The 17,455-nt window shown below is 37.1% G+C and carries 18 protein-coding genes; 1 reads left to right on the forward strand and 17 read right to left on the reverse strand.

The features are described 5' to 3' along the window. Positions 1 to 8 precede the first annotated feature (8 nt). From recO to HMPREF1135_RS07365, 12 genes are all read right to left on the reverse strand, one after another. Entirely contained in the window at positions 9 to 653 is a 645-nt protein-coding gene (gene recO / locus HMPREF1135_RS07310; protein WP_007593684.1) for a DNA repair protein RecO, read from the reverse strand. A 1-nt stretch (position 654) separates the two neighbouring features. After that, positions 655 to 1,551, reverse strand: coding sequence for a GTPase Era (era, locus tag HMPREF1135_RS07315; protein WP_007593685.1), 897 nt, complete (start codon positions 1,549 to 1,551; stop codon positions 655 to 657). A gap of 11 nt (positions 1,552 to 1,562) precedes the next feature. Next, positions 1,563 to 4,535, reverse strand: a complete 2,973-nt coding sequence (locus HMPREF1135_RS07320) for an insulinase family protein (protein WP_007593686.1) — start codon at positions 4,533 to 4,535, stop codon at positions 1,563 to 1,565. A 21-nt stretch (positions 4,536 to 4,556) separates the two neighbouring features. Next, positions 4,557 to 5,363: a YdcF family protein gene (locus HMPREF1135_RS07325; RefSeq protein WP_007593687.1), complete on the reverse strand. Its 807-nt coding sequence runs from the start codon at positions 5,361 to 5,363 to the stop codon at positions 4,557 to 4,559. 10 nt (positions 5,364 to 5,373) lie between these two features. Beyond that, positions 5,374 to 6,612, reverse strand: a complete 1,239-nt coding sequence (locus HMPREF1135_RS07330; RefSeq protein ID WP_007593692.1) for a peptidase U32 family protein — start codon at positions 6,610 to 6,612, stop codon at positions 5,374 to 5,376. A gap of 1 nt (position 6,613) precedes the next feature. After that, positions 6,614 to 7,261 carry an O-methyltransferase gene (locus HMPREF1135_RS07335; protein WP_007593695.1) on the reverse strand — a complete coding sequence of 216 codons (648 nt, stop codon included), beginning with the start codon at positions 7,259 to 7,261 and terminating at the stop codon, positions 6,614 to 6,616. Continuing rightward, a complete protein-coding gene (locus HMPREF1135_RS07340) occupies positions 7,245 to 7,646 on the reverse strand; it encodes an endolytic transglycosylase MltG (RefSeq protein WP_007593697.1) in 402 nt (133 codons plus the stop codon). Before HMPREF1135_RS07340 ends, HMPREF1135_RS07335 begins: the two co-directional genes overlap by 17 nt. Before the next feature lie 3 nt (positions 7,647 to 7,649). Next, complete coding sequence (locus HMPREF1135_RS07345; protein WP_007593700.1) at positions 7,650 to 9,779, reverse strand: ribonuclease J; 2,130 nt, start codon at positions 9,777 to 9,779, stop codon at positions 7,650 to 7,652. 59 nt (positions 9,780 to 9,838) lie between these two features. Further along, entirely contained in the window at positions 9,839 to 10,108 is a 270-nt protein-coding gene (locus HMPREF1135_RS07350) for a DUF1292 domain-containing protein (protein WP_007593701.1), read from the reverse strand. Further along, entirely contained in the window at positions 10,098 to 10,514 is a 417-nt protein-coding gene (ruvX, locus tag HMPREF1135_RS07355; RefSeq protein WP_198006715.1) for a Holliday junction resolvase RuvX, read from the reverse strand. The genes HMPREF1135_RS07350 and ruvX overlap by 11 nt, the downstream gene beginning before the upstream one ends. Positions 10,515 to 10,681: 167 nt before the next feature. Continuing rightward, positions 10,682 to 10,939 carry an IreB family regulatory phosphoprotein gene (locus HMPREF1135_RS07360; protein ID WP_007593705.1) on the reverse strand — a complete coding sequence of 86 codons (258 nt, stop codon included), beginning with the start codon at positions 10,937 to 10,939 and terminating at the stop codon, positions 10,682 to 10,684. Positions 10,940 to 11,035: 96 nt separating this feature from the next. Further along, positions 11,036 to 12,409 (reverse strand): MiaB/RimO family radical SAM methylthiotransferase, encoded by a 1,374-nt coding sequence (locus HMPREF1135_RS07365; protein WP_007593708.1) that lies wholly within the window; start codon positions 12,407 to 12,409, stop codon positions 11,036 to 11,038. Positions 12,410 to 12,543: 134 nt separating this feature from the next. Between HMPREF1135_RS07365 and HMPREF1135_RS07370 the strand changes: the two genes are divergently transcribed. Further along, a complete protein-coding gene (locus HMPREF1135_RS07370; protein WP_007593716.1) occupies positions 12,544 to 12,777 on the forward strand; it encodes an HPr family phosphocarrier protein in 234 nt (77 codons plus the stop codon). A gap of 45 nt (positions 12,778 to 12,822) precedes the next feature. Here HMPREF1135_RS07370 and thiI read toward each other — a convergent pair whose 3' ends face one another. The 5 genes from thiI to rpmF form a co-directional block, all read right to left on the reverse strand. Continuing rightward, positions 12,823 to 14,007, reverse strand: coding sequence for a tRNA uracil 4-sulfurtransferase ThiI (thiI, locus tag HMPREF1135_RS07375; protein WP_007593724.1), 1,185 nt, complete (start codon positions 14,005 to 14,007; stop codon positions 12,823 to 12,825). Beyond that, positions 14,007 to 15,161, reverse strand: coding sequence for a cysteine desulfurase family protein (locus HMPREF1135_RS07380; protein WP_007593725.1), 1,155 nt, complete (start codon positions 15,159 to 15,161; stop codon positions 14,007 to 14,009). Before HMPREF1135_RS07380 ends, thiI begins: the two co-directional genes overlap by 1 nt. Beyond that, positions 15,162 to 15,899, reverse strand: coding sequence for a 16S rRNA (uracil(1498)-N(3))-methyltransferase (locus HMPREF1135_RS07385; RefSeq protein WP_007593726.1), 738 nt, complete (start codon positions 15,897 to 15,899; stop codon positions 15,162 to 15,164). After that, positions 15,900 to 16,865, reverse strand: a complete 966-nt coding sequence (prmA, locus tag HMPREF1135_RS07390) for a 50S ribosomal protein L11 methyltransferase (protein ID WP_007593727.1) — start codon at positions 16,863 to 16,865, stop codon at positions 15,900 to 15,902. Positions 16,866 to 17,184: 319 nt separating this feature from the next. Next, positions 17,185 to 17,364, reverse strand: a complete 180-nt coding sequence (gene rpmF, locus HMPREF1135_RS07395; RefSeq protein WP_007593730.1) for a 50S ribosomal protein L32 — start codon at positions 17,362 to 17,364, stop codon at positions 17,185 to 17,187. Between the last annotated feature and the right edge of the window lie 91 nt (positions 17,365 to 17,455).

Genomic DNA, 17,455 nt, shown 5'->3' on the forward strand with positions numbered 1-17,455 from the left:
AGAAAAAATCATAAAATATCTTCCAGAATATCAAGAGAATGAAAATGTCTGTCTATATATTTCCTTATCATGATATCCATATATTTTTCTATCTCTGTAAGTGCCTCCTCTGTGATTACAAAGGTGAAAAGTTTCTCAGGCTTTGAATATATTATATATTCCCAAGTATATAAGGCGGTTTTATCCTTAAGTCCCGGAGTCAAATCATACTCGCCGTTTATTGTCATAAGCTTAAGTTCAAAAATTCTTCTTACAAGTCTGTTAGGTATGGATTTTTTGGTTAAAGCCAGTAATGTATAATATATAAGCTTTAAGCTCTCTATATCCACCAAAGCTTCCTTTGTGTAATAATCAAGCATTTCAAGAAAATACGTGCCGTAGCAGGTACTCTCAATATCTGCACTTACCTCTTCAAAATAGTTGGCAATATCCGCATTGACTATATTATAAGAATCTCTGCCCTCATACAGTTTAAACTTTCCATATGCAAATATTCTGGCAAATCCCATCATCTGATTGTTGATACGCCTTGCACCTTTTGCAAAAGCATATATTTTGCCTCTCTCTTTTGTAAAAATAGTCACACGCCTGTCAAAATCACCGATGGGCATTGATTTTATAACAATGCCCGTCAATTCAACAAAATCTCTCACATTATAAATCCTTTGGATTGTAACCGAAATTCTTCATTTGCACATCCGAATCTCTCCACTTAGGTCTGACCTTTACCCAAAGCTTCAGATTCACTCTGCTCTCAAGCAGACCTTCTATATCTTTTCTGGCTGCAGTACCGATTCTTTTCAGCATACTGCCTCCCTTTCCTATAATTATTCCCTTATGTGAGTCTTTCTCACATACTATAGCAGCCTCGATATCCACCATATCTCCCGAGTCTCTGTAGTTAAATGTATCTATCTCCACAGCTATACCGTGAGGTATCTCCTCTTGCAAAAATCTCAGTGCCTTTTCTCTTATAAGCTCTGCCGCTATTTGCTTTATAGGCTGGTCTGTGACCGTATCCTCATCATAATACATAGGACCTTCTGAAAGATATTTAAATATAATATCTAGAAGCTTATCCGTATTTGTTCCCTTAAGTGCGGATACCGGCACCACTTCGGCAAACTGCATTCTTGACGAGTACTTGGCTATTACCTCAAGCATATCTTCCTTTTGCTTGAGCGAATCCATTTTATTGATAGCAAGTATTACAGGTATATTTACACTTGATAAAATCTCAAAGATATGCTCATCGCCCTCACCTATAAAGGTACTCGGTTCTACAAGCCAGAGAACCATATCCACATCTCTTAAAGTTCTTGTAGATACCTTTACCATATATTCTCCAAGCTTATTTTTGGCTTTATGTATACCCGGAGTGTCAAGGAATACTATCTGACCTCTTTCGTCTGTAAATACTGTCTGTATTCTGTTTCTTGTAGTCTGCGGCTTATTTGATGTTATAGCTATCTTTTGTCCTATCAGCGTATTCATCAATGTTGATTTTCCTACATTCGGTCTCCCTATAAGGGCAACAAATCCTGATTTCATATATTCTCCTATCAATCCTTATAAAGATGCTTTACCTCTTTAAAGAGTTCCTTATCCTTTTCTATCAAATCTTCATTACCGATAGCACAAATAAGTTTGTCTGAAAGCACAGCCTCGATAAGCGGCACCAAAGCTCTGATATCTTCCTCACTTGTATTCAATACCTCTTCTCTTTCCTTTACCAGATCCTCATGTCTGACTTTTGAGTAATATGAGCTTAATCCCTTTAATCCCTCTCTTGAAGGTGTCAGAGGTGTGTCAAGTTCACTGATTGCACCTATTACAGATTTTGTCATCTCTCTGTCATTTGCCGTAAAGTTTTTCACATAGTCCACTATGCCCTCGTATACCTTATTTGTATTTAAAACATTAGGATCTCTGTATGAAACAAAACCTGAGTTTCCGCTTCTTCCAAAGATTGCGCTACATCCGTATGCGCCACCCTTTACTCTGATATTGTTCCACAGATAGTCATAACTTAAAAGCACCTTCAGTACTCTTAAAACTCCAGTATATTTAAATCCGTGATTTACAAAATTTCCGAATCTTGCAACATAGTTTACCATTGAAGGCGTTACAAATCCCTCATTTTTGATTTCTGTTTTTAATACGGCCTTTTCAGGCTTTGTGCTTTCTTTGAAAAGACTGTCTGTAAGACTTTCTATTCCGTTAAATGCATTCTTATATCCCTTTTCATCACATATGGTATGTATCAAAAGATTATCTGCACTGAAAGTAATCTTCAAGAGTCTTGAGAGGTTTTCGTAAACTCTGTCAAAGTCTTTTTCTATATCTATATTTTCAAGGAAGTTAAGATAAGCTATACCCTTTGTCAAATCGTTAAATAAAAGTTCCTTTGATATATAAGATCCCGCTCTTGTAAGTGCACTCATATGACCTGATGAAACCAATCTGTCCTTGCCTGCCTTTACCTCCGCAATTATATCCTTAACTCTCTTCTTATCCTCAAGCTTTGACATTGTGAGTACTTCAGCCACATTGGAATAGAGCCAGGATTCTTTGCCATATAATATTTTTGCATTTACACTGAATGCAAAGGTAAAATCTATAGGATTTGCATCGGTTGCAAATGCCTCAATAACATATCCGACTCCACCTGAATTTAAATTTACATTTGTGGAAAGTGCCGCATAGCTTTGTTTCTTTGTATCTATATAGCCCAATATTTCCTTTAAAAGTGCCAGATACTTAAGTTCTTCTTCATTTGCAAAGTCAATATTGAAGATAAACTTCATATAATTGATTCCCGATGTAAATACTTTTGAGTGAATTACAGGTATATCTTTTCCTGAAGCCTTTATACTCTTTTCTTCATACTCAGGCATCTTTACTTCTCTGCTTATATCATCTCTGCTGAGTAAAGGAATCTTTAAAAGATCCTCCTCACTTGAAGACTCAGACTGATACTTTTTAAGTGCCAAAGTATCATCATATATCTTCTTTATCTCTTCTTTTGACAATGTATCTTTGAATGCTTTAAGCTTCGCCTTAAGATCGGCATCCTTCTTTGTGGTAAGACCTTTTTTAGGTGTCATGGTAACTATAGCCGTATTCTTGTTATCAAGAAGATAATTCTTTATCAGATTTTCAAAATAATTATTATCTATCTCTTCTCTGAGAGTTTTGAAAATATTTTCAAATCTCAAATGTATTGTAGGGTCCGCATCATAAAGCCATGAATCAAAGCTTGAAAGTCCGTACATAAGCCCCTTAGGATATGAACCGTAGTCAGCCTCTCTTGCTTTAAATTCAAATACATTTATAGCGGCCTTTATAGTCTCTTTATCAATTCCTTCATCTGCAAGCTTCCTTAAAGTACCCTCTATAACGGCCAAAAACTCAGGCTTTCTGTCAAGATTTGTATTCTTTGAAGTTACGGTGAAATATGGCATAGAGATTCCGTTTGCATATCCGCCGAATACATCCTCTCCTATGCCCGCATCAATAAGTGCGTCGGTAAGATATGCTCCCGGTGCGTCTATAAGTACATACTCAAGTATATGAAATCCCATAGAAACAACCGGATCAAGCTCTCCGCCCACCAATGTATTCCATGAAAGATATGTGGCATTTTCCTCACCCTGAGCCTCTGTAATAGGATATTCAAAGTTTGCTTCCTTTACACTTTCAAGCTCCTTTACTTCCTCTATCTTAGAATCCACCTCTCTGTATTCAAACTTATCAAGGTATTCTCTGTCTATCCACTCAAGTTTTTTTGCCATATCCATATCCCCGTAGAGATAAATGTATGAATTTGACGGATGATAATACTTTGAATGCATATCAAGGAAATTCTCATATGTAAGTGTAGGAATAAAGTCAGGATCACCACCGGATTCCTCACCGTAAGAATGTCCTTCAAACAACACCTTTGTTATTGACCTTTCCAGTACACTGTCGGCAGATGAAAAAGCACCCTTCATCTCATTGTATACTACACCGTTTAAAATAATATCTCCGTTTTCATCAGGATTACCCTTCTCATCCACTACTTCATAATGCCAGCCTTCCTGCCTGAATATCTTCTCCTCATTGTATACATTAGGATAAAATACCGCATCCAGATAAACTTCCATAAGATTGTCAAAGTCCTTATCATTGCAGGATGCAACCGGATAAACCGTCTTGTCAGGATATGTAATTGCATTTAAAAATGTGTTCAATGAACCCTTTACAAGTTCTACAAAGGGATCCTTTGCAGGAAACTTTTTAGAACCGCAAAGTACGGAATGCTCCAAAATATGGGCAACTCCTGTAGAATCCTTTGAAGGTGTTCTGAATCCTATCGTAAACACCTTATTATCATCATCTGAAAGCAAGGTGAAAACTCTTGCCTTTGTCTTTTTATGTTCAAGAACAACCGCTTTTGCACTGATTTCTTCGATATCCGATATATCTTTGATCTCATATGCCGACAATTCTTTTATATGTTTTAACTCTTCATCAATATTATAATTTTTCAATATCTGCCTCCTTGGTAAAATTTAAATGTATCCTAAAAACTTGTACTTCAAAATTGCAAATGTCTCTCTTACGAGCATATGTAAATAAAGAACATTACCGGACTTTGCACTTATAGGCGAAACTTGTGTATATCCAAGCTTTTTTGCCACCTGCATAGCTCTGAATATATGAAAATCATTTGTCAAAATACCTATGGTCTCCGGTCTTGCTTCCACAACTTCAACCGGACCCATATCGTTTCTGATTATAAAATCCGTATTTATCTTCATCTCTTCATCATACTTATCTAAAAGAGCTTTTGAATATATCAGATTTTCTCTTGTATTATGTGACTCAACTTCTACAAGAATATTATCTTTGTCAATGCCTCTTTCCATAAGATAATCCGCCATTTCAAGTGATTCAATTTTTCCGTTTTTTTGCATTCCGCTGCTTATAACAATAATTGTACCGGGATTTTCATTTATATAATCTATAGCCTTTTCAAGTCTGTATATGCAGTCACTTTCTTTCTTATCAAAATCTGTCTTGGCACCAAGTATGACTAAAAAATCCAATGATTTTTTGTCATCCTTAGGCACCGAAAGTCTTATTACAACTACCGTTATAACAAAAATAAGAATTCCAAGAGTCGCCAAAGTACAGACAGATACCACAGACCACAATGGAATTCTCTTATTTAGATAAAGTTTGATAAGTTTACCCAGGGCAAAAAATACAAATGCAAATACATACCATATGTAATTTTGCAATTCCAAAAAGCCTGCCATAAAAATAACTACAGTCCCATATATCCCGCATAATATTCCAAGTATAAATAAAAACATTATACCTCCACTACTGTCTTTCGGGATTATAAATTCGTAATATATCTCCTTCTTCAGCTACCTGTTTATCAAATGTCACTTTCAAAAGTTGCATAGGGTGTGGAGCACTCTCCATCTTCTCATCCTTCTCATCTTCAATAGACTCAACACATAAAGATATATTTTCACCGTTCTTTTTCATAATCTCAATGTTGTCTCCAACAAAGAATCTGTTCTTTTGGTTAAATATCGCTCTACCCTTTTCATCTACTTCGTTTACAGTTCCTATATAAATATAATTTTTTACATAGGTATTGCTGTCATAAATCTGTGTATCACTGTCCGGCTTTCCGAAGAAAAATCCGGTAGTAAACTCTCTGTAAGTACATTTTCCTATCTCTGATTTATACCATTCAAGGTTTTCTTTAAAGGTCTCAGGCGATTTTAAATAATCGTCTATAGCCTTTCTGTATGTTCTTGCCACAGTTGCAACATAGAGTGCGGTCTTCATTCTGCCCTCTATCTTAAAGCTGTCTATACCGGCCTCTATAAGTTCCGGAATATACTCAATCATACAGAGATCTTTTGAATTGAAGATATATGTTCCTCTCTCGTTTTCATAAACCGGCATATACTCTCCCGGTCTTTTTTCCTCCACTACGGAATATTTCCATCTGCAGGAATGAGTACATTCTCCACGATTGGCATCTTTACCTGTAAAGAAATTGCTGAGCAAACATCTTCCGGAGTATGACATACACATAGCTCCATGTACAAATGTCTCTATCTCCATCTCCTCAGGGATATTGTCTCTGATCTTTTTTATCTCCTCAAGTGAAAGCTCTCTGGCTGTAACAACTCTTGAGGCTCCAAGCTTCCACCAAAAAAGGTAGGTGGCATAGTTTGTATTATTTGCCTGTGTTGATATATGTATTTCCACCTCAGGCCAGACTTCCTTTGCCACTGTAAATATTCCCGGGTCCGATATTATGAGAGCGTCAGGTCCTATTTCTTTTAATTCCTCAAAATAGCCTCTTGCCGCATCCAAATCATCATTATGTCCAAGGATATTGGCCGTTACATAGACCTTTTTACCTCTTTCATGTGCATATTTTATTCCGGACTTCATATCCTCTTTTGTAAAATTCTTTGCCTTTGCTCTCAGGCTGAAAAACTCACCGCCTATATATACCGCATCGGCACCGTAATCTATCGCAACCTTAAGGTTTTCAAGATTGCCTGCCGGTATTAAAAGTTCTAAATCTCTCAATTTACCTCCTACTTCTGCTAAGTAAAACTCCATCTCCTATTGAAAATATCCATGACTCCAAATCTTCATCATGTAAAAGAAGATAAATATAATCTCTCATTCTCTTATGTATGGTCTTATCTCTTTTTCTTATTGCAAAGGAAGACTCTAACAAGTCTCCCTCCTGCAAACAATTATCCGAAAAAATTATTCCCTTATCCTTCAAAAGAGCTTTCACCGTTGGCAACCATGTAATATACTGTGCCTTTGCCGCATCCATGAAAATAAAATCAAATTTTTTATTTTCATTTACAAGCCTTTCCAGTATTTCCCCGGCATCACCCTCAATGATTTTCGCTCTGTCTTCCAGATTAGCATACTTAATATTTTTTTTAGCTTCTTCCACTCTCTCAGGCATTTTTTCAACAGTTACTATATCCGCATCGGAGTTTTCCAGCATAATTATGGCTGAATACCCGACAGCACAACCTATCTCCAAAATCGACTTGGGATTTTGCATTTTCAAAACAAATTTCAAAAGATTTTCAGTGTCTCTTTTTATTATCGGAATATAGTTTTCCTTTGCAACAGACCTTATTTCCTCTACAGTCTGTGAATTGACGGGAGAAATAATATCCAAATATTCCAAAACCTTAAGATTTGTTATCATTTACATTATTCTCCAAAACTCCGTCATCAATCATCTCAAGCATCTGTCTTGTTGTCTGTGATGTGTTAAATGTATAATCCCCTGCATGCATTCTGATTTCAAAAAACTTTGCCTGTATCTTAAAGGAAAACTTATTTTCTATGACACCCTTATCATAAAGTATATCGGCAAGTTCATCAAAATTCATACCGTCCGTTATATTCACCTGAACATTGTTGCCCGGTGGTGAATCCACACTTGAGGCATAGAATACACTATGTCCGAAATTATAGGCAAAAGGTATACCTGCTATCAATCCCAGTATCATAATATACATGATTAATCTTCCGAAAAAAGATGCAACTCTTCTCTTTGTTTTCCTTTTTGATGTAGTTTCTTTGCTCATTTACTAATGTATCTCCATTATTATTGGCAATATTACAGGATTTCTCTTCATCCTCTTCCACAAAAACTCGCTTAAAGAATCTCTTACAACATTCTTTATCTTTGACCAATCTGTGATTCTGGCATGAAGACAATCCGCCACAGCCTCTCTGACAACTGCGCTTGCCTCGTTCATCAAATCTGTAGACTCTCTTACATATACAAAGCCCCTTGAAACTATGTCGGGACCTGATAAAAGTCTGTTTGTTCCATGTTCAAGACTCATTGCCACTATTATTATACCATTTTGTGACAAGCTTTGCCTATCACGAAGCACAATATTTCCTACATCACCTACTCCAAGTCCGTCTACAAAGACTCCGCCGGCCTCTACATGACCTGTTATCTTACATGAATCCTCACTAAGTTCGACCACATCACCGCTTGACATGATAAGTACATTCTCACTTGGGATTCCAACAGCCTCTGCAAGTCCTTTTCCTGCCATAAGATGTCTGTATTCACCGTGCACAGGCAGTGCAAACTTAGGCTTTAAAAGTGAATACATAAGCTTTATCTCTTCCTGACATGCGTGACCCGATACATGAGTATCCTGGAAGATAACCTCTGCACCCTTCATTGAAAGCTCATTTATAACCTTTGATACGGCCTTTTCATTTCCCGGAATAGGGGTTGAACTCATTATAATAACATCTTCCGGTACAATCTCCACTTTTCTGTGGATTGATGAAGCCATTCTTGAAAGAGCCGCCATGGACTCACCCTGACTTCCTGTTGTAATAATTACAGTCTTTTCAAGCGGATAGTCCTTTAAATGATCTATATCTATAAGTGTTCCTTCAGGAATATCAATATAGCCAAGCTCTGCGGCGGTTCCGATAACATTTACCATGCTTCGTCCTTCCACCACCACTTTTCTGTCATACTTGTATGCCGTATTTATTATCTGCTGCACTCTGTCCACATTTGATGCAAATGTGGCAACTATTATTCTGCTGTCTCTATGCTCGGCAAATATCAAATCAAAAGTCTTTCCGACCGTTCTCTCAGACATGGTAAATCCCGGTCTTGTAGCATTGGTAGAATCCGAAAGCATCGCAAGACATCCCGCCTTACCGATTTCGGCCATTCTTCCAAGATCTGCCGGATCTCCGAATACAGGTGTATAGTCCACCTTAAAGTCTCCGGTGTGGAATATTGTACCTGCCGGTGTAAATATGGCAAGTGATGCCGCATCGGCAATAGAGTGATTTGTCTTTACAAACTCCACCTTAAAGTCGCCGAGACTTACAGTATCACCGTATTTAACTATATGAAGTTTTGCGGTATCATCAATTTGATGCTCTTTAAGTTTCTTTTCAATCAAAGCACAGGTCAGCCTTGTACCGTATACAGGTACATTGAGCTGCTTTAATATATAAGGTAGGGCACCGATATGATCCTCATGACCGTGAGTTATGCAAAAGCCCTTTACTTTAAGATAGTTGTCCTTTAAATATGTGATATCCGGAATTACAAGATCTATTCCAAGCATATCATCACTTGGGAATGCCAGTCCGCAATCCACTACCATAATACTGTCATCATATTCAAAGGCTGTGATATTCATACCTATCTGCTCAAGTCCTCCAAGCGGTATGATTTTCACCTTTTTATTTGACTTTTTAGCGACTCTGCCTCTTCTCTTTTTATTTGTATTTTCCATCAAAATACTTGATACCTGTTCAGCCAAAGAAGGCACATTATTATCTGCAGGTCCGACATATCTTGCTTTATTTTTCTTTGTATCCGAAACCTGACTGTCATTGAGGACTACATCCTCTTTTGTACTTTCTGCAGGCTTCACTCTTTTACTTACAGTTTTTTTAGTCTGTTTTTTCTCAGCCGGTTTATTTTCTTCTGAAGTTTTTGTACCGTTTTCAGACTTTTTATCTTTTTCAGAACTCTTTTTTTGTCCTGTAGTCTTTTTTGTCACCTGTTCATGCTTTAATCTTGCATTTACAGTTCTTTCCTTCTTAACCTTCTTTTCCGATGCACTCTCACCCATCTCAGTTGCACCGGCTTCGCTTAACTCCCTGCTTTCCTGCATAATTCTTTGCATATTCAGCAACGGATTTTTCTCATTCTCGTTCAAATTTTATTCCTTTCTTATTTGTACTTATATTCACATAATGATTACCGAACAAGGGTAACTCATTTTATAATTTCAACATCATCATCCATCATATTTTGAAAGATTTCAAATACCGCATCCAGTTCCTTCTCATCTTCTACAAAAATATAATTGGCCTCTTCATCGTCCTTTTTTGAAATATCTTTCATGATATAGCAGTCTCCACTTTCATCATCCGGACTGTCTGTAACCAATATATAGCTGATACCGTTTAACTTGGTTTCATCTATAATTGTAAAATCGATATTTTCCCCATCCTCTGTTACAAAATGTATGCTGTTATTGTCCATTTTCTTTCTCCATATATTCTTTCAATATAATACTTGCCGCCACCTGATCTATAAACTGTTTTCTGTCCTGCTTTTTTACACCTGATTCGTCAAGTATTTCATCCGCTTCTTTTGTTGTAAGTCTTTCATCCTGCATAATGATGGGCACATCAACTCTTGACTTCAACTTTTCTACAAATTCCAAAGTAAGAGCCACTCTTTCTCCGCTGCCCCCGTCCATATTTACCGGCAAACCTACTACTATTTTCTTTATATCTTTCTCTTTGACTATCTCCGCTATCCTTGCCAGAGATCTTCTGAGTTTATTTTCCGCATTTCGTTCTATGGTTTCAAAAGGCTGTGCGGTAAGTCCCAATGCGTCACTTATAGCCACACCTATAGTCTTTGAACCATAATCAAGTCCCATGATTCTTTCTTTCAAATTCACCTCTAAATTCAATATATAAAAAGAAGTCTACCGGCAAAGCAAACTTCTTCATACATCTTATCTCATACTTTTAAATATGTTTTGTTGTATGACCCAGCCCCAGAAGGTCCATCACGCAGCTTGATGAGATTTTATCTCAAAAAAGTTCAGCTAAGATTCTTTTCAATATAGCTTTTTAATAACTCTTCGACTATCTCATCACGCTCTACTTTCATGATAAGACTTCTTGCACTCTTATGACTCGTGATATATGTCGGATCTCCTGACATCACATAGCCAACAATCTGATTCAACGGATTGTATCCTTTTTCTGTCATAGCTTCATACACAAGCTTTAACACTTCATTCACATCCATTTTATTTTCTTGTACTGCCCTAAAATATTGTGTATTCTGAACATCCATACCGTCACGCTTCCTTTTCTAATAATATTGATTTTATACGATTACAGGTTATAATGCAATATTATTTTTTCTTATTAAAAAATAAAGAATTAATATCTATGATTTCTCAAGCAATAAAATATCGTCTGTAAGGAAATCAACTATCTTTCCTCTTACTATATCATTAGTCTTTAAATCACTGTTTAAAACAGCAACCTTCACATATTCCTTTGTATAACCTGTAAAATATTCTACTCCGTCTTTTATGAAAATCTCCTCACAAAGCAGCTCATCTTCTTTTCCGATCCTTGAAGCTCTAAACTCCCTTTGATTTTTAAGATTGATTTCATTTAAAATATTTGCTCTCTGTGCTTTCTCATTTCCGTCCACCTGTGGCATATTTGCCGCCTTTGTACCTTCTCTTATGGAATAAGGGAAGATATGTGTCTCATAGAATTTCACCTTTTCTACGAAAGCTTTACTCTCTTCAAAGTCCTTCTTTGTTTCTCCCGGAAATCCCACAATAATATCTGTGGTAATCGCAGGTGAATCAAAATATTTTCTTATAAGTTTTACTCCTTCATAAAACTCATCGGCAGTGTACTTTCTGTTCATACTTTTTAGAGTCCTATCACAGCCGCTTTGTAAGCTCAAATGAAAATGCGGGCAAAACTTATCTATATTGCTGAGACTTTTAATAAAGTTTTCCTGTATAATCCTCGGCTCCAAAGAACCTATACGTACTCTCTCTATTCCCTCTATATTCGCAATATTTTCTATCAGACAAAGAAGCTCATTCTTGGTAACAAATTCCTCATCACTTTCCTCAGTTTGAGTAAGTTTTTCCATTCTCTTATTATAGGACTCATCCAAAAAGTCCACACCATATGATGAGAGATGTATACCTGTAAGTACTATTTCCTTATATCCTGAAGCCGAGAGGTTTTTCACCTCATTAAGTATATTTTCCATCTTTCTGCTTCTTACCCTACCTCTGGTAAAAGGAATAATGCAATACGAACAAAACTGATTGCATCCGTCCTGAACCTTTATAAAAGCTCTGGTATGGTCGTTTATTTTTCGTATATTAAATTCTTCATACTCAGTCTCTTTATTTATATCAATGATGAATTTATTCTTTATTTTATCCTGTAAATATTCGTTTATTATATTTACAATATCATTCTTATTATTATTTCCTACGATTATATCTATACTCAGATCTTCATCTATCTTATTCTTTGCAGACTCCACATAGCATCCTGCCGCAACTACTATGGCATCCTCATTCATCTTTCTGGCTCTGTGAAGCATTTGTCTTGATTTTCTGTCTGCAATATTTGTAACCGAACAGGTATTTATTATATAAACATCCGCTCTTTCTGTGAACTCGACACATCTATAGCCTGCAGACTCCATAAGCTGCTGCATCGCCTCTGTCTCATATGTATTTACTTTGCAGCCGAGTGTATGAAACGCAACAGTTTTCATAAAAAACCTTTCTAACTTATCAAATGTCATTGACTTTACTTAAAAATTTATATAGGATATACATAGATTTAAATGTGCAAATACCTGAAAGTATCTGTTGCATTTATCACAATATTTTTTTCATGGAGGATTATATGAAAACAGTTCAAATTTCCCTTAATTCTATTGACAAAGTAAAGTCATTTGTAAATGAATTAGCTAAGTACGATGTAGACTTTGACTTGGTTTCAGGAAGATATGTTATAGATGCAAAATCAATAATGGGTATCTTCAGCCTGGATTTGTCAAAGCCGATCGATCTTAACATTCACGCAGAGGATAATGTAGAGCAGATACTTGAGGCACTCTCTCCATATATCATCAAATAATTTATTTTTTAAGTCTGACAGGATTTCCTGTCAGACTTTTTTATTTCAGGCTTTCACCAAGATTCTTTCTTTTGTTTCCAGGGCCTTTTCCATAAGCTCATCTATGATTCCTTCAAGCTTTTCTTCAGACCTTTCTATATTTTCCAAAACAGGTTTTGTCACCGGATGCTTTGCCACAAATATGGTACAGCAGTCCTCATAAGGCTGTATAGAAGTCTCATAAGTACCTATTTTTTCCGAGATCTCAACTATTTCCTGCTTATCAAAACCTATAAGAGGTCTGAATACCGGCAAAGTGGCAGCCGCATCTGTAGTAAGCAAAGACTGTATTGTCTGAGAAGCCACCTGTCCTATACTCTCACCTGTAATAAGAGCCTGATCTCCGTTTTCTACGGCAATTCTTTCAGCTATCTTCATCATGTATCTTCTCATGATAATTGTAAGTTCATCATGCGGACAGTGCTCGTATATTGCAAGCTGTATATCTGTAAAGTTGATTATATGTAAATTTAGCGGACCGGTATATTTTGAAACCAGCTCCGCAAGCTCTATAACCTTTCTCTTTGCTCTCTCTGAAGTATAAGGCGGTGCATGGAAATATACAGCCTCCACTCTTACTCCTCTTTTTGCAATCATATATCCGGCAACAGGTGAATCTATACCGCCCGAAAGTAAAAGCATGGCGCTTCCGTTTGTACCTATAGGCATTCCGCCCGGTCCCGGTATTTCAACCGAATATATATTGATATATGTTCTTATCTCGACCTTTATAAGTACATCAGGCTTTCTTACATTAACCTTTATTTCCGGAAATGCATTTAAAATCACCTCGCCAAGTTCCGCATTGATGCTCTCAGATGTTCCCGGGAAACTCTTGTCGGCTCTTCTTGTATCTACCTTGAAAGTAAAGTTCTTGTCAGGATACACCGCATCCACATACTCTACCACCTTTACTTTCAGGTTTTCATAATCCTTTGATTCTATTCTGACCATCGGACAGATTCCGACTATACCGAATACCTTACTGAGTCTGTCAATCGCTTCCTCATAATCATAATCGCCATCCATGTCCACATAGATTCTTCCAAGCTCCTTGGATACATTAAACTTTCCTTCTACTTCTTTTAAGGCGGTTCTTATCTGTTTCATAAGGGCATCCTCAAACATATATCTGTTTTTACCCTTTACGCCTATCTCACCGTATTTAATTAAAAATGATTTGTACTTCATTATTTCCTCACAAATTTTCTAAGAAGCGGCAAAAGTTCCTTTAAGTTCTTTATTAAATAATCAGCCTCTTCCTTATTGTTAAGCTCCGACAAAGAGATTCTTATAGTAGCGTCCAAAAGATCGTCCCTTACACCTATAGCCTTTAATGTACCTGATATACCCGGATGATTTGACGAACATGCGGAACCGCTTGAAACATAGATTCCTCTGTCTTCCAAAGCGTGCAGTAGAACTTCCGCACGAATATCCTCAAATGATACGCTTATAACTTGAGGTGCAAAATTTTCACCCCTGCCTGTATTTAAAACCGCGCCTTCTAATTTTTCAAGCTCATCCATCAAATAGTATTTCAAATCCGATATTTTATTTATTCTCTCATCAAAATTTTCATAGGCTTCCTTTGCGGCAACTCCCATTCCGGCAATTCCGGTAGTGTTTAGCGTTCCGCTTCTCATGCCTCTTTGATGTCCGCCTCCAAAGATTATCGGATTTATCTTTACATTGCTGTCAATGTATAAAAATCCCACACCCTTCGGTCCGTGAAACTTATGGCCTGATGCTGAAAGCATATCAATACCCTGTGATTTAGGATTTATTCTAAGCTTTGTGTAAGCCTGTATGGCATCCACATGAAATAATATATCTTTATTCTTAGCCTTTATTATCCTTGAAATTTCTTCTACAGGTTCTATGGCTCCTATTTCGTTATTTACATACATTACGGAAACCAAAACTGTGTCATCTCTGAGAGTTGACTTTAATAATTCAAGATCCACCTGTCCTTCAGAGTTTACAGGAAGCACTGAAAGTTCAAATCCCTGTTCCGTCAAAAATTCAGCAGGCCTGTATACCGCAGGATGCTCAATTCCCGATATTATTATATGCTTTCCGTATCTTTTCCTGCTCATGGCTCCACCGATAAGCGCCATATTATTGGATTCCGTACCGCCTGAAGTAAAGATTATTTCGCCTTTTTTTACTTTTAAAGTCTTAGCTATAATATCCGCCGCATCTTTTACATAGCTTTCAGCTTCCACACCCTTTATATGCTTGCCGCTTGTATTGGCGTAATCATCCCTCATGGTCTTAAGCATTATTTCTATGGCTTTTTCGCTTACCTTTGTAGAGGCCGAGTTGTCAAAATATACGTCCATCTATTCATCTTCCAATCTGATCATTATATTACTGAGTAATGCAAGTCCGGCTGTTTCTGTTCTTAATATTCTTTTACCGAGTGTAATGACTTCAAAGCCGGAGTTTTTTATTCTTTCAACTTCCGCCTCTTCAAATCCTCCCTCAGGCCCGATAAATACAACAATATCCTTCGTTTTATCCATACCGTCCAGTATTTTTCTGGTCTTATCTATTCCGTCCGCATTCTCATAGGGTATTAATTTTACACCAAAATCCTTTACAATTTCAAGTGCATTATCTATAGACATAGGCTCATATACTTTCGGTATAATACTTCTTTTTGACTGTTTTGCCGCACTCTCTGCAATGGCATTCCATCTGCTTACTTTAGCGCCTGCTTTCTTTTCATCTATCTTTACAACGACTCTCTTGGTCTTTACAGGTATTATCTCATTTACACCAAGTTCAACCGCCTTTTGTATTATCATCTCCAGTTTATCAGACTTCGGAATCCCCTGAAGCAAAGTAATATTTACAGGCAATTCCCTTTGTTCCATACTCTCAAGCACTTTAAGGTTCACCCTGTCAGTCTCTATATCAACTATTTTACAAAGATAATCCCAGTCCCCTTTGACACTGATAAGAAGTTCCTCTTCCGGTTTCATTCTGAGAACATTTACTATATGATTGACATCACTACCTTCTATATACGCATTTTCTCCGTTTATCTGCTCCTCAGATACAAAAAAATGATACATTTATCCCCTCTTTTTTGCTACTATACTTACCCATTCGCCAAGGTGATTTATTTCAAGTATTTCAAAATCCTCACTCTTTTTAAAGGCAAGAACTACATCGGCTTCCTTTGTATCTATTATTCCCGATGTAATAAATATTCCGCCTTTTCTCATATGCTTTGCTACAGTCTTTATCAGTTCTATTATAACAGGAGCCAAAATATTGGCCGTCACAATATCAAACTTTTCATAGCCTGCCAGCTCCATTATATTTTCATCTGTCAGAATATCTCCACATACCGCTACAAACTCCGTCATTCCTATTTCATTGCTGATCATATTTTCCATAACCGCATCTATAGCCATATCATCCAGATCGGTTCCGAATACACATTCAGCTCCAAGCTTAAGCGCCGCAATTCCAAGTATTCCGCTTCCCGTACCTACATCAAGCACCTTGGCTTCAGGCTTAGTCTTTAGATACTTTTCAAGTGCCAATATACATAGCTTTGTAGTCTCATGTGCTCCCGTACCGAATGCGGTTCCCGGATCTATCTGTATCAAAGTCTTATACTTTGCATCCTCAGGCATCTCTTCCCATGTAGGCTTTATAAGGATATCTCCAACATAAAAAGGCTTAAAATACTGTTTCCAGTTGTTTATCCAGTCTTTATCCTCGGTCTCCGACTTTATAAGTACACCGTCACCGATATCACAAAACTCTTTCAGCTCATCCAATGTTGCTTTGATATCTTCCAAAAGCTTTGTATTGTCGGCTTCCGAATCCAGATAAAAGCTTACCTTTGCTATTCCCTCATCCTTCGGTAGCTCCGGCAAAATATCTATAAACATTCCCTTAGTTTCTTCTGCAGTTAAAGGTACATTGTCTTCTATTTCAATACCTTCCACACCTATATCCCCAAGTGATGCGCTCAAAATATCCACCGCATCGGTCTTTGTAATAAGAGTATACTTCTCCCACTTCATATACTTACTCCTACCTTATATTATTATGGTTGTATTATTATGGTTGCAGCTTACCGTTTCACAATCCTTGTAGCGTTTAGCTGTGCGCAAAAAGCGAGACAGGATTCAGCAGCCGAGGACCTGTCTGAGTGCAGTTCGCTGCTTTTCAAGCGAACAAACGAGTTCCACAGGCTGCGTAAAATCCTGCGAAGCTTTTAAGCATAGCTGCGTTTAGGATTGTGAAACATAAGCTGTTAACTTTATCTATAATAGAATAACAGGGTCACCACCAAGTGGCAACCCTGTTATTCCAATCAGTAAAACTTATAGATACCGTCTATTAGTCTACTGTTACTATTTCACGCTTGTTATATGAACCACATGCCTTACAAACTCTATGAGGAAGCATTAACTCTCCGCACTTTGGACATTTTACAAGACTTGTAGCTGACATCTTCCAGTTAGCTCTTCTCTTATCTCTTCTACCACGAGATGTTTTATTCTTTGGACAAATTGACATTCTTTCACCTCCTTATCTCGAGTCACAAAACTTTAATAATTATAATAGCAAAGGTTTTACTTGTCAATATTATTTTTTAGCCAGTCTGTAA

Origin of the sequence: Lachnoanaerobaculum sp. OBRC5-5 (assembly GCF_000296385.1) — a bacterium.
Lineage (GTDB): Bacteria > Bacillota > Clostridia > Lachnospirales > Lachnospiraceae > Lachnoanaerobaculum.

Bases quoted from the DNA above. Each gene is read 5' to 3' on its own strand.
- era (WP_007593685.1), bottom strand. From the start codon at position 1,551: ATGAAATCAGGATTTGTTGCCCTTATAGGGAGACCGAATGTAGGAAAA.
- rpmF (WP_007593730.1), bottom strand. From the start codon at position 17,364: ATGTCAATTTGTCCAAAGAATAAAACATCTCGTGGTAGAAGAGATAAG.
- HMPREF1135_RS07325 (WP_007593687.1), bottom strand. From the start codon at position 5,363: ATGTTTTTATTTATACTTGGAATATTATGCGGGATATATGGGACTGTA.
- HMPREF1135_RS07385 (WP_007593726.1), bottom strand. From the start codon at position 15,899: ATGTATCATTTTTTTGTATCTGAGGAGCAGATAAACGGAGAAAATGCG.
- HMPREF1135_RS07340 (WP_007593697.1), bottom strand. From the start codon at position 7,646: ATGAGCAAAGAAACTACATCAAAAAGGAAAACAAAGAGAAGAGTTGCA.
- HMPREF1135_RS07360 (WP_007593705.1), bottom strand. From the start codon at position 10,939: ATGGATGTTCAGAATACACAATATTTTAGGGCAGTACAAGAAAATAAA.
- ruvX (WP_198006715.1), bottom strand. From the start codon at position 10,514: ATGGGACTTGATTATGGTTCAAAGACTATAGGTGTGGCTATAAGTGAC.
- HMPREF1135_RS07380 (WP_007593725.1), bottom strand. From the start codon at position 15,161: ATGGACGTATATTTTGACAACTCGGCCTCTACAAAGGTAAGCGAAAAA.
- HMPREF1135_RS07350 (WP_007593701.1), bottom strand. From the start codon at position 10,108: ATGGACAATAACAGCATACATTTTGTAACAGAGGATGGGGAAAATATC.
- thiI (WP_007593724.1), bottom strand. From the start codon at position 14,007: ATGAAGTACAAATCATTTTTAATTAAATACGGTGAGATAGGCGTAAAG.
- HMPREF1135_RS07370 (WP_007593716.1), top strand. From the start codon at position 12,544: ATGAAAACAGTTCAAATTTCCCTTAATTCTATTGACAAAGTAAAGTCA.
- HMPREF1135_RS07365 (WP_007593708.1), bottom strand. From the start codon at position 12,409: ATGAAAACTGTTGCGTTTCATACACTCGGCTGCAAAGTAAATACATAT.
- HMPREF1135_RS07335 (WP_007593695.1), bottom strand. From the start codon at position 7,261: ATGATAACAAATCTTAAGGTTTTGGAATATTTGGATATTATTTCTCCC.
- prmA (WP_007593727.1), bottom strand. From the start codon at position 16,865: ATGAAGTGGGAGAAGTATACTCTTATTACAAAGACCGATGCGGTGGAT.